The following is a 13,051-nucleotide window of genomic DNA, read 5'->3' as shown; positions in this document are numbered from 1 at the left end:
GTTAAGGAAACGCGAAAAAAAAGTGTTGTTCCTTAACATAGAGCCCGTCTATGTGAAGGAAGCATAGAAAAATGACGTCCTTTCTTTATATAGGGCGCGACTACGTTAAGGAAGCACGGAAAAACGAAGGCCTTTCTTCACATAGAGCGCGTCTATGTTAAGGAAGCGTGGAAAAATGAAGGCCTTCCTTAACATAGAGTGCGTCTACGTTAAGAAAGCACGGAAAAACGAAGGCCTTCCTTAACATAGAGCGCGTCTACGTTAAGGAACCGAGCAAAAAGTGCGTTGTTCCTTAACATAGAGACTGTCTATGTTAAGGAATCATAGAAAAATGACGTTCTTTCTTCATATAGGGTGCGTCTACGTTAAGGAAGCACGATAAAACGAGGCTCTTCCTTAACATAGAGCGCGTCTACGTTAAGGAAACGCGCAAAAAAAGTGTTGTTCCTTCACATAGAGATCGTCTATGTGTGAAGGAAGCATGAAAAAATGACGTCCTTTCTTCATATAGGGTGCGTTTCAAGTGCAAGCCTTTCCCTTTTTTATAAAAGTATGTTCATCCGGAGATGATAAGCCTGGGACTACTTTAGATCCCGGTTTATTCATTGGGTTCTGCAATCGCATGGAAATCGTGTGCATCAAGCGGCACGATTTTTGTTTTTCTTGCGACTTTGTACCCGAACCACAATACGAGAAAGAATGGAATGCCGAGATAGGCCGCAATGACATTTCCCCAGTTGATATGCGGGGCGAGGAATGCCTGGTAGTCCTGGGCGAGTGTCACAATCAGGCAAACGGCAATGGCAAAAATCGGTCCGAACGGATACCATTTCGCTCTGTAAGGAAGTTCATCGAGCGAGTGCCCTTGCGCGAGAAAAGCTTTGCGGAACCGGTAATGGCTAACGCAGATGCCAAGCCAGAAAATAAAGCCGGTGATGCCGATCGAATTCATAAGCCAAATATACACAACACCGTCCCCGAAAATGGAAGTGAAAAACGCAAGCATGCCGACAACTGCGGTTAAAATCATGGCCGGAACAGGAACGCCGCGCCTGTCAAGCTTTGAAAAAATGCGCGGGGCCTGTCCTTCTTTTGCCATCGCGTAAAGCATGCGCGTGGATGCGTACAGGCTGGAATTGCCGGCTGACAGAACGGCGGCCAGAATCACGGCATTCATCATCGAAGCCGCAAAGGAAAGGCCGGCTTTTTTAAAGACAAGAGTGAACGGGCTGACGAGAACATTCTCGCTTTTCAGATTGCTGTTTGTATAGGGGACAAGGAGCCCGATGACAAGGATGGCAAGCACATAGAATAATAGAATTCTCCAGAAAACATTTTTAATCGCTTTCGGCACATTTTTCGCCGGATCTTCGCTTTCTCCGGCGGCAACCCCGACAATTTCCGTCCCCTGGAACGAAAAACCGGCCGCAATAAAGACGAGAAAAGTGCCGAGAAACCCGCCCGGAAACGGTGCATTCCCTGTTGTGAAATTTTTTACGCCGGTTGCTTCCCCGCCAAGAAGGCCAAAAACCATCAATAAGCCGACAACGATAAAAAGAATAATCGCCGCCACTTTGATGAAAGAAAACCAGTATTCCCCTTCGCCGTAACCTCTGACAGTCAAATAATTAAGTAGAAAAATAAGTACAAAAAAGGACATGCTCCATAATAGTGACGGGCTGTGCGGAAACCAGAATTTCATGATCATAATTGAAGCAGTCAGTTCGGCGGCAATCGTCATCGCCCAGTTAAACCAGTATGTCCAGCCGAGTGCAAATCCGAAAGCAGGATCGACGAATTTTGTCCCATATGTGCTGAATGCGCCACTTGTCGGCATGTAGGCGGACATTTCCCCGAGGCTTGTCATGACAAAATACACCATTGCGCCAACCAGTGCGTATGCCACAAGTGCTCCGCCCGGTCCCGCCGAATGGATCGCCGCGCCGCTCCCGAGAAACAAGCCGGTTCCGATGGCGCCTCCGATTGAAATCATAGTTAAATGGCGTGCCTTCAATCCTTTTCGGAGTGTTCTGCCCTGCTGCTTTGGAAGATGGATGTCCTGCTGTTTTTCCAATTCCATTTTTCTTTTCCCCCTTCGTTCGTTTCGTAAGAGCGCTTACAAAATACATCTGTATATATTATCATATCAGGACTATTTGCAATTTTCATGCCAAAGGGTGAGGAACCATTTTTCGTGAAGCAAACACTGCATATGCAAAAATTTTTTGCATGTGTGCGAACGCTTTTGTTGATGCTGCTTTACATGCCGCAAATGGGGGCGCCTTTCCACAGTTCAGGATGCAAAATCAATTTGCATGTGGGCGTAAAATAACGCCAAAGGGGGGTCACACATAGACGTGGCGAACAGGAGACGATGTGGCGTCTCCGAGGCACTCAGAGGTGGCGAGCAGGAGACCCCGGTGGCCCGATTCCTGCCGGGGTGCGAATAAAAATGCCATGCGTTTGTAAATGCAGGGACATTTTGCACACCGAGCGTTAGGCACAGTTGAAACCAAAATACCTCTTTTTTACGCAAAAATAAAGCGGGAGATTGTTCAGCCACCAGTTTTCAATCCAATGACAGCATTTTCCCGCACGCCCAGCGTATGAATATTTTGTTGTATAATAAAAGCAAAGTAAAAAGAAAACGGTGATAAAAGTGAAAAGCAACTTTTCATTTTTTAAAGGGAAATGGGATGTTCTTGCAAATTTGGGTGAAACGGCTGAGAAAAATGTTTATCAGGATCCGCATACAACGATTATGAAGCTATAGTTAAAACAATCCATCCTCTCCAAAGCCTTCCGTGGCGAGCTTGGAACAAACGACCCGACTGAAGAAAGTGCGATCGAGTTATTAAAAGAAGTGCTGCAGGAACAAGTGAAATAAGCGTAATCATGGCAGGGGCTGTTTGTTGAGTCCCCTGCCTTTTTTTCTAACTGCCTGGCTAGAGGTGATCTTTGAAGCCGGCTGTGTTTTACACACGTCAAATGCCGAGCCGTTTCATCCGGTACTGGAGGCTTTGCCGGCTCAATCCGAGCTGCTCTGCTGCTTTTGATATATTCGACCCGTTTGCCTCAAGCGCCTCTAAAATGCATTGTTTCTCATACTCAAACAGCCGGTCTTTTAAAAGCGGTGATTTTTCCGCCGCCGGAGTGTAGTGGCCGGACTGCCGGTACTGCATGGGCAGATGGCGGAGTTCAATCATGTCTTCATCCAGCATGACATTCATCGCTGCCTCAATGATATGCTCCAGCTCACGTATATTGCCCGGCCAGCGGTACGAATGGAAGAAAGTAAGTACTTCCGGTGTTATTCCCCTGACATTCATTTGAAAAAGAGTGTTGTATTTTTGAATAAAGTGGCGAGTGAGGAGCGGCAAATCTTCCAGCCGGTCCCTTAACGGCGGGATAAGCAGCGTCACGACACCAAGCCGGTAGTACAAATCTTTGCGCAAACGATGATTTGCAATTGCTTCGTATGGTGTTTCGTTCATGGTGGCGATCACGCGCACATCGACCGGTTTTTCCTGCGTGCCCCCGATCCGTTTCACTTTTTTCTCCTGCAACACCCGCAAAAGTTTTGCCTGCAAATGAATGTTCAATGCATTGATTTCATCGAGCAAAAGCGTGCCGCCGTCCGCCTGTTCGAACAGCCCTGCGCGGTCAACAGCCCCTGTAAATGCCCCTTTTTTCGTGCCAAATAAGATACTTTCAATGAGATTATCGGGAAGCGCTGCACAGTTTTGCGTGATGAACGGTCCCCGGCTTCTTTCGCTTTCATAATGGATGCTCTGTGCAAACAACTCTTTTCCCGTCCCGGTTTCGCCGATAATCAGCACATAGGAGGAAGTGCGGGCGGCGCGTTTTGCAAATTCAATGACTTCAGAAACCGCCTTGCTTTTTCCGATAATATGATGAAATGTGTAACCGGTATGGGGCTCATGGTTCCGACGGATGAGACGCTCGATTTTCGTAATGTCCTCCGCAATTTCAACAGCACCCATCAATTTCTCTTTATAATAAAACGGATACGTATGGTTGACGGAGGTGATTTCGCGGCCTTTATTGTTAAAATACGTCTGCTTGACAAGATGACTTTCTTCTCCGGTTTTGAGCGCCTTTAACAGGGTGCTTTCTTCACTGCTGCGGAAGCGGAAAACATCTTCCAATTTTTTATGCAGTACTTCACGACTGTCCATCCTCTCAATATCCCGCATTTTTTGATTGTAAATCATCGTCCGCCCTTCTTCATCTATCGCATGAATGCCGGCATCAACGAGATTCATAATTGTTTCATACAACGCGAGGCGTACGTCTTTTGTTTCTTCCATGTTGCATCCCCCTTTGGTTATAAAAATTTTAAAATATTTTGCGGGCTTCTGCAAAATTTTTTTGCATTTTCACTGAAAAAACCGCACGAAGGCCTTTTTTTCATGATGGCATTCTTTTTGCATATGAATGGATAGGGACAGTGAAAAGAAGGGGGAAACAAAATGGCACAAGTAAAAGACCAGGCGAAGCAAGTGATTGAAAAAACGGAACAGTTCGGTGCTCATAATTACGCGCCGCTTCCCGTTGTCATTTCGGAAGCGGAAGGGGTGTGGGTGAAGGATCCGGACGGCCGCCGCTATATGGATATGCTGAGCGCTTATTCGGCGCTGAACCAGGGGCACCGCCACCCGAAGATCATTCAGGCATTAAAAGACCAGGCGGACCGTGTAACGCTCACATCGCGTGCGTTTTATAACGACAAACTCGGCGAATGGTACGAAAAAGTGTGTCAACTGACGAAAAAGGATATGGTGCTGCCGATGAACACCGGGGCGGAAGCGGTGGAAACGGCGGTCAAAGCTGCGCGGCGCTGGGCATACGATGTGAAAGGGGTGCCGGACAATAAAGCGGAGATCATCGCCTGTACCGGGAACTTCCATGGTCGTACGCTGCTTGCGGTGTCGCTCTCATCGGAAGAAGAATATAAACGCGGCTTCGGGCCGATGATTGAGGGTATCAAGCTCATTCCGTACGGGGATGCGGAAGCACTGAGGGAAGCCATCACCCCGAACACGGCAGCGTTCCTTGTCGAGCCGATTCAGGGGGAAGCTGGCATCAACATTCCGCCGACCGGATTTTTAAAAGAAGCAGCGGACATTTGCCGCGCGTCCCGGGTGCTTTTCATGGCCGACGAAGTGCAAACCGGGTTAGGCCGGACCGGCAAGCTGTTTGCAGTTGACTGGGAGGGCGTTACGCCGGATGTGTTCATTCTTGGTAAAGCGCTTGGCGGTGGCGTCATGCCGATTTCCTGTGTAGCAGCGAATAAAGAAATTCTGGGCGTATTCAACCCGGGGTCGCACGGCTCGACGTTCGGCGGCAATCCGCTTGCATGTGCAGTATCGATCGCAAGCCTTGAGGTGATTGAAGAAGAAAAACTGGTGGAACGCTCGCTCCGGCTTGGGCAGGTGCTCCTGGAGAAACTGCGTGAAATCAAGCACCCGTCGATTAAGGAAATCCGCGGCCGTGGCCTTTTCATCGGCGTGGAGCTCACAGAACCGGCGCGCACCTATTGCGAAGCATTGAAAGAGGAAGGGCTACTTTGCAAAGAAACGCATGAAAACGTCATCCGCTTTGCCCCGCCGCTCGTCATAACGGAAGAAGAGCTAGAATGGGCCGTTGAACGAATCCGGAAAGTTTTTGAGGAGAAAAAATGATCAGAAGCCTGCTCTGCCAAACGGTGGGGCGGCTTTTTAGAAAAGGGAATCTGTGTAATATGAAAAGCCTGCAGTATATTCTTTTGCTGCAGGCCTAAAGCTCTGTTAAAATTCACTGTCGCCTGAAAATTGGCCGTGTATAAATTGTACGTATTTCATTTTACCACCAGTAAGGACGATAGAATGGGTTATCAGTTTTCCGGATGCAGTTTGCTTTACCCCGTCCAGAAGCATTCCGTTTGTAATTCCAGTGGCTACGAAAAAGCAATCATCCGTTTTTACAATATCATCCATTGTGAGCTTTTTCTCTGGAAAAGGAATTCCCATTTTTATACACCGTTCAATTTCCTCTTTGCTTTGCGGTACCAGTTTTCCTTGAAAGTCTCCGCCCAAACTTTTTAATGCAGTGGCAGCAACTACACCTTCTGGCGCTCCACCGATGCCCGCAAAAATATCAGCATCGCAATGGTCAAATGCAGTAGCGATGGCAGCAGTCACATCTGCTTCAGAGAAAAATCTTACATGGGCGCCTGCCTTCACAGCTTCTTGTGCCAATTCCTGATGCCGGGGACGTTCCTGAATCATAACGTCCAGTTCTCTGATATCTTTCCCGAGTGAACGGGCAACATTTTTCATATTTTCAGTTAGAGACTTATCGATATCAATACAGCCCTTTGCCTGGGGACCGACTGCAATTTTTTTCATATACATGTCCGGAGCATGGAGCAGGCTCCCCCTTGTTGCTGCGGAAATGACAGATAAAGCATTATCCTTGCCGGCTGCCATTAAATTTGTGCCTTCTACAGGATCAACAGCAATGTCAACTTTCGGGCCGCTGCCCGTTCCCAGCTTTTCATTAATATAAAGCATAGGTGCTTCATCCATTTCTCCTTCGCCAATCACGACGACGGCATCCATGTTGATTCTGTTCAACCGGCTTCTCATTGCTTTTGTACCTGCGTCATCTGCCGCCATTTTATCGCTTCTTCCTATTAAGGGATAGCAGGCAATGGCAGCTTGTTGGGAGACAGCGAGAAAACTCATTACAAGATTCTGAGTGCAAATGGACTCAGATAAGGTGGTTTCTGTCTGCATGGAATGTACCTCCTCGGTTCGCTCTTGTTAAACTTATTCTCTACTGACAACGGTATTGGCATCTATGATTGCCATTGTTTGTTCTACAATATGTTTAACAGTGAACCCAAAGTGTTCGATCGATTGTTCCCCAGGGCCTGACGTGCCAAAAGCAGCGATTCCAACAACAGCTCCTTCCTGGGCAACATATTTTTGCCACCCGAAAGTTGCCCCCAACTCACAAGCATGTCTTTGTTGGTTACAAGAAGGCAGGATCGACTCCTGGTTTCCTTACTTTGATTTTCAAACAGTTCCCAGCTCGGCGTGCTGATAACTGAAACATTGTAACCTTTCTGAACCTCGTTTCCACAAGGAGAGGAGAAACTTCTAACCACTTATCGATTAAATAGAAAGAACGCGGAGAGTTTGGACGATTTGTTCATCTGACGGCTGCATGCCCTTTTCCCTCCAAACGCTGATTAAATACTTCCCAGTCTTTTAAAAATCCTTGAATTCCCTTGTCTGTCAGCGGGTGGCTCCAAAGTTTCGGGAATAAGGAACCGGGAATCGTTGCGATATGGGCGCCTGCTTCTGCAGCGGCTTCCAAATGCCCGATATGGCGGATACTTGCAGATATAATTTCGGTTTTTAATTCATAATTTGCAAGAACCAGCTTCAGTCGTTTGATCAAATCGATGCCATCCACGCCAATATCGTCCAGTCTTCCAAGGAACGGGCTGATAAAAGTTGCACCAGCTTTGGCAGCCATTAAACCTTGTGCAACAGAAAAGATCAATGTAACATTTGTTTGGATGTTTTCTTTGGATAAAATGTGTACAGCTTTTAGTCCTTCCTCTGTCATTGGAATTTTTACAACGACATTCGGGGCCCATCCGGCGAGAACCCGGGCTTCTTTCACCATTTCTTCAGAGGTTAAGCCGATGACTTCGGCACTAACAGGGCCATCTACGATACTGCAAATCTCTTTAATGACTTCTTCAAACGGCCTACCCTCTTTCGCAATGATTGAAGGATTCGTCGTAACGCCATCTACAAGGCCAAGAGCATTCACTCTCTTAATCTCTTCAATATTTGCGGTGTCCAGAAAAAATTTCATCTATAACCCTCCATTTCTTTGCTTGGATCAGAACCACACATTAGCAGCCGGCATTTGCACCTTGAATTAAATTTTCGCTTTCTTTTTCCATAATTTGATCAATCTTTCTTGCTGAGTTTCCCCCTTGAAATGTTACATTCAGGTAAGCCTTAGCCACTTTTTTGGCAGCTTCTTCACCGATCACTTTTGCACCCATTGTAATAATTTGCGCATTGTTGCTGAGTTGCGCACGTTCTGCCGAATATACATCATGGCATTGGGCTGCACGGATGCCAGGCACTTTGTTTGCTGCAATTGCCATGCCGATCCCTGTTCCGCAAAATAAAATGCCCCTTTCAACTGTTCCATTATTGATTTCTCCGGCAACTTTAAAAGCAACACCTGGATAATCAATTTCGTCTTTAGAATAGCAGCCATAATCCACTACTTCATGACCAAGGCTTGTGATATAGGCTTTCACAGATTCCTTAAGATCAAAAGCATTGTGGTCAGCACCTACCGCGATGCGCATAAAAAATCCCTCCATAAATTGATTTTTAACAAATTATAGTCACATTATTTCATTTGTTTTCGATTTTGTCAATTTTTATTTTCGTAATTCATCAAACCAAAAAATAATAAAAGAAAACGAAAGTAGCGTAGAAAGGAACATAAAAAGCCCTGTCGTAATAGAGGGTGCGTTTATGAAGGGAAAGAAAAGTCTGCGTAATCCCTTACATACCAAGCCATACACAGCACAGAAGCTTAGAGATGATACTTTCATTTTTGATCGTTTATTATTCTATTTAAATAAATCAAAAAAACAATTGACAAAAACGATAACGAATGATAATATCCTAATTGTAAAGCTTAACTTAATTTTTGGATTATTTTAATCTTTTAAAAGGAGGATTCTGATGACAATTAATTTTGGGTGTCATGGTACGACTTGGGTACTTGACTATGATGAAAAAGTAGACGGATTGGACCATATACTGGACACCGTAAAAAAAGCAGGCTTTAAGGGTGTTGATGTCCAGTACGCTTTATTGGGGAAATATAACGACTCTCCGGAACAGCTAAAAGAAAAACTGGATAGCATGGGCCTTAAATTGGCAGCGCTAACATTGCCTTTCAGCTGGGAAAGTAATGTGGAATCCGAGGAAGAGAAAAAACGTGCAGATTACTATATTGATTATTTGAAGCATTTTCCAAATGCACTTTTAAATCTTCCCGCGAGAGTCGGGCCGAACCGTGATAATTTATTGAAGAGGCAAAAAGATATTATCAGTTGTGTAAATGCAGTCGGAAAACGGGCGTATGAAAACGGAGTAGTCGCTTCTTTCCATCCGCATTCCCCGGCAAATTCTTATTTTAGAATTAAAAGTGATTACGATGTCCTCTTTGAAGAACTGGATACGAGATATGTCGGTTATACTCCAGACGTTGGTCATATCATGGCAGGCGGAATGGACCCTCTTGAAATCATTAAAGAGCATCTATCGATTATTAAACACGTCCACTTCAAAGATTGCTCTTCATCATTTGAATGGAAGAAAATGGGCTACGGCGATATCGATTTTCCTGCCATTGTTGAAACACTCGTAAACTATGGATACGATGGCTGGATCATCTTTGAGGAAGAGACAGACGAAGCAAAAGTAGCTGCGGATCAGTGCGTCTTTGATATTAGCAAATATGTAGAGAAAAACTTACAGCCTATTGTAAGAGGGGAGATTGTAAGATGAGCCATATCATTCTTTCACTGATCTGTACAGAAGTTTTCTTTCCTAGATAAAAAAGCTTTCTTGGCAGAGCCTGAAAAGCTCAAAGAAAAGTTTGAAGGAAGTGGGAAAGGCTAATTGATTTTTCAAAAATTGTGGTGATCTTGTGAGTTATGGATATAAAGGCTAGATAATGGTAGAAGAGAAAACTTCGGAAGCTAGGATTGCCCTAGATACAGCTAACTTTACTATTTACAAGTATGTTAACAAGAGTTTGCTTCCAATTGCAGAAATTAGCGAAATTAGCGGTACTCCTACAAAGTGAATTGTAAACATTTAAGATAAAATTTTATTTACGAGGAGGAAATACTATGACGAAGTTGGAGAAATTATCAATCGTAGGGTGTGGTATTATGGGGCACTCAATTGCTCTAACTGCTGCATGGGCTGGATTTAGAGTCAGGCTTTGGGGAACAAATGAAAAAGACATTGATCGTGCGAAAGAAGGACTTGAACAAAAATTAGAAGTACTAAAAGGATATGAGGTTCTGTCGGAAAACGAAAAACAAAAAATCATAGACAATATCAGTTTTACACAATCTTTAACTGAATGTGTTAAAGAAGCTACATTTGTAATCGAAGCAATTCCTGAAAATCTTGATTTGAAGCAGGACTATTTTAGACAATTAGATGAAATATGTCTAGAAGAAACAGTCATTGCAAGTAATACGTCAGGATTAAGTGCAACGGAAATTGCAAAGCTGACAAAGAATCCAGGCAGGACAGTTGTAACCCATTTTTGGAATCCTGCACATTTAATGCCGTTAGTAGAGGTCGTTCGCGGTGAGCACACATCTGATCAAACTGCTGAGCGGGCATTATCACTATTAAAGGCTATGAATAAAAAGCCAATTCTTGTGAAGAAAGATGTATTGGGATCAGTAGGAAATCGCCTGCAATATGCAATTTTTAGAGAGGCACAATATATTGTCGAAAATGGAATTGCTTCCATGGAGGACGTGGATGCAGCAGTTCGATATAGTATAGGGCGACGTTTTGGAGTGACAGGTCCATTTATGACAATGGATATGGGTGGTTTAAATACAAATGCATCTATTACATCTTATCTTTTTAACGATTTATGTGATAGAAAAGAAATTTTCCCTACTATGAAAGCATTAGTCGAAAATGGCCATATTGGACCAAAGACTGGAAGGGGATTTTATGAATGGCCATCTGAATTCACAGCAGAAATGGAACACGAGCGTGAAAAAGAGTTAATACATTGGTTGAAAAAAGATATCAAAGAGGAAAAACAGTCTGTAAAATAATAGTATTTGTTAGTTTACCTTATTTTCGTTTCTTCGGCATCGGTCCTTTTCGTCTCTTATAAACTTTTTTACACAGTGCATATGGCTTATAGCAAAATTGAAAGGGATGAAAAGACTGATGCTTATTACAACATCAGAACTTATAATATTTATTTTAGATAGATTATGTATTTGCAAGATTGAAAGCGGTGACATATCATAAAAGTAGGAGGAACCATTAATGGAACGCATATTCCGCACGTAAATTTTTCTATTTTGTGATTTTTTTAAAGGAATTTTCTCCTTCTTTGTAGAATTGAATGATTATCTAACTAGAGGAAGATGAGGAAATTTTTATGTCAGATCAAATTTTAACCTTACATGTGGGGCCGTCTCAACTTTTATCTAAACTGTGTGATGAAATAGAACTCGAAAAGACCATTAATAATTTAGTCAAATGGGATTCTGTCCGTTGTCATATCTCACCCGGAACAAGGATTAAAGCCCTTGTCTTAAACATTTTATGCAGTGGCAAGCCCCTTTATAAGGTTCATGAATTCTATCAAAACCTAGATTCTGAGATGCTTTTCGATACATCGATTTCACCCGATCAATTAAATGATGATGCATTAGGAAGAGCATTAGATTACTTGTATAAAGCCGAAGCATGGAAAGTATATTCCACCCTTGCATTAAAAGCATTAAAAAAATTGAATCTTCCTATTGGTGTACTCCATAACGATACAACATCAATTTCTGTTTACGGTGAATATAAACAACCGAAGGAAGATGGACTGCAAATTACGTACGGGTATAGTAAGGCCCATAGGCCTGACTTAAAACAAATCGTTCTGGGGATGGGGGTCACACCTGAACGAATTCCTATTCTTGCAAAAGTAGAAAATGGGAATACTTCGGATAAATCTTGGAATGTGGAATTCATTCAAAAGATGAGAAAAATCCTTTCCCATGAAGATTGGAAAAATCTCATTTATCAAGCCGATTCTGCATTAATCACAACGGAAAATCTAGCGGAAATTCAACAACAAAATTTATCGTTTATTTCCCGTTTACCTGATACATTCGGTTTAAGCACAGAACTAAAGAAAGAGGCATGGTTGCTCAATAACTGGGAAAGGGTAGGCTCACTTAGCAATAAAAAAGACGCAGCTATTTACCAAATTCAAGCTTTTGAAAGACAAATTCAAAACCTTCCTTACCGGTTTCTTGTTGTCCACTCAAACAATTTAGATCAACGAAAAGAGAAAACCCTAAATCGGGCGATCGAAAAGGAAGAAATAAAATTAAAAAAAGAGATAGAAAAACTAAGTAAAGTTATCTTTCATTGTAAAGAGGACGCACTAGAAGCAATTCAATCTTTTAAGAAAAAACAAAAGGCTTCATATTTCTGTTATAAACTAAACGTCCAGATGAGTGATCAACCTATCAAACGAAAAAAGAGAGGAAGACCTAAAAAGGACGAACAGACAAAACGAGAACAAATCTATCAGATACAACTGGAATCGTTTGAAAAAGATCATGATTTTATCGAAAATAAGAAAAGAATGCTCAGCACTTTTGTTTTAATCACAAATAAATTAGACGAGGAGACACTATCCAATCAAGAAGTTTTGAGGGTTTATAAAGGACAGTCGGCCGTTGAGACCCGTTTCCGATTAATCAAAGATTCACAAATGATTGATGCCATTTACTTGAAAACCCCGGAAAGGGTTGAGGCCTTAGGGATTGTGTATGTGATGGCTTTATTAATCTATGGAATTTTAGAATATCGAGTTAGAAAAGAACTGAAAGAAAAGAACCTATCTCTAATCTTGAAAGGAAAAAGGAAACTCTATCAACCCACAGGTCAAGCATTGTTAGAGCAATTAGAAGATATCACCGTGATCCTTATAAATCAAAATCGACAAAAATTAAGGCTCTTACCCGATAATATTGATTCACAAGCCAAAAAAATCATTGAATTATGCGGGTATGATCTATCAATATACGTGTCAAAAAATGTCGAAAACAAAGGCGAATAACACACAACAGGAGGAATTCATGAAAAGAATGTCGAATTCAATAGAACTTTATCGAAAATTCCTCAAAAATAAGAAGATATCATCCCACCAAAATGTTTAA

The 13,051-nt window shown here is 42.9% G+C and carries 9 protein-coding genes; 4 read left to right on the top strand and 5 right to left on the bottom strand.

The genetic code is table 11. From position 1 onward, the window contains the following. Positions 1-598: 598 nt before the first annotated feature. On the bottom strand, positions 599-2,080 hold the full coding sequence (locus OF158_RS14630; RefSeq protein ID WP_043052473.1) for an amino acid permease: 1,482 nt from the start codon (positions 2,078-2,080) through the stop codon (positions 599-601). Positions 2,081-2,984: 904 nt separating this feature from the next. After that, complete coding sequence (locus OF158_RS14625) at positions 2,985-4,331, bottom strand: sigma-54 interaction domain-containing protein (protein WP_043052474.1); 1,347 nt, start codon at positions 4,329-4,331, stop codon at positions 2,985-2,987. Between the two features lie 162 nt (positions 4,332-4,493). Between OF158_RS14625 and OF158_RS14620 the strand changes: the two genes are divergently transcribed. Next, positions 4,494-5,705 (top strand): ornithine--oxo-acid transaminase, encoded by a 1,212-nt coding sequence (locus tag OF158_RS14620; RefSeq protein ID WP_035183558.1) that lies wholly within the window; start codon positions 4,494-4,496, stop codon positions 5,703-5,705. Between the two features lie 105 nt (positions 5,706-5,810). Here OF158_RS14620 and glpX read toward each other — a convergent pair whose 3' ends face one another. The 3 genes from glpX to rpiB form a co-directional block, all read right to left on the bottom strand. Next, entirely contained in the window at positions 5,811-6,800 is a 990-nt protein-coding gene (gene glpX, locus OF158_RS14615) for a class II fructose-bisphosphatase (RefSeq protein WP_043052475.1), read from the bottom strand. A 418-nt stretch (positions 6,801-7,218) separates the two neighbouring features. Next, positions 7,219-7,896: a fructose-6-phosphate aldolase gene (gene fsa, locus OF158_RS14610; RefSeq protein WP_035183561.1), complete on the bottom strand. Its 678-nt coding sequence runs from the start codon at positions 7,894-7,896 to the stop codon at positions 7,219-7,221. 40 nt (positions 7,897-7,936) lie between these two features. Beyond that, entirely contained in the window at positions 7,937-8,407 is a 471-nt protein-coding gene (gene rpiB / locus OF158_RS14605; protein ID WP_035183565.1) for a ribose 5-phosphate isomerase B, read from the bottom strand. Positions 8,408-8,792: 385 nt separating this feature from the next. Between rpiB and OF158_RS14600 the strand changes: the two genes are divergently transcribed. The 3 genes from OF158_RS14600 to OF158_RS14590 all read left to right on the top strand — a co-directional run bounded on the left by OF158_RS14600 (position 8,793) and on the right by OF158_RS14590 (position 12,951). Next, the gene (locus tag OF158_RS14600) at positions 8,793-9,623 is read left to right on the top strand and encodes a sugar phosphate isomerase/epimerase family protein (RefSeq protein ID WP_052042153.1); all 831 of its coding nucleotides are present in this window, start codon (positions 8,793-8,795) and stop codon (positions 9,621-9,623) included. 347 nt (positions 9,624-9,970) lie between these two features. Further along, the gene (locus OF158_RS14595; protein ID WP_035183569.1) at positions 9,971-10,930 is read left to right on the top strand and encodes a 3-hydroxyacyl-CoA dehydrogenase family protein; all 960 of its coding nucleotides are present in this window, start codon (positions 9,971-9,973) and stop codon (positions 10,928-10,930) included. 335 nt (positions 10,931-11,265) lie between these two features. After that, positions 11,266-12,951: an IS1634 family transposase gene (locus OF158_RS14590; protein ID WP_014096930.1), complete on the top strand. Its 1,686-nt coding sequence runs from the start codon at positions 11,266-11,268 to the stop codon at positions 12,949-12,951. Positions 12,952-13,051 lie beyond the last annotated feature (100 nt).

This window comes from Weizmannia sp. WK01, assembly GCF_025905465.1.
Classification (GTDB): Bacteria; Bacillota; Bacilli; order Bacillales; family Bacillaceae_C; genus Weizmannia; species Weizmannia faecalis.
The sequence above is the reverse complement of the archived record's forward strand: the minus strand, read 5'-3'. Positions and strand labels throughout refer to the sequence as shown.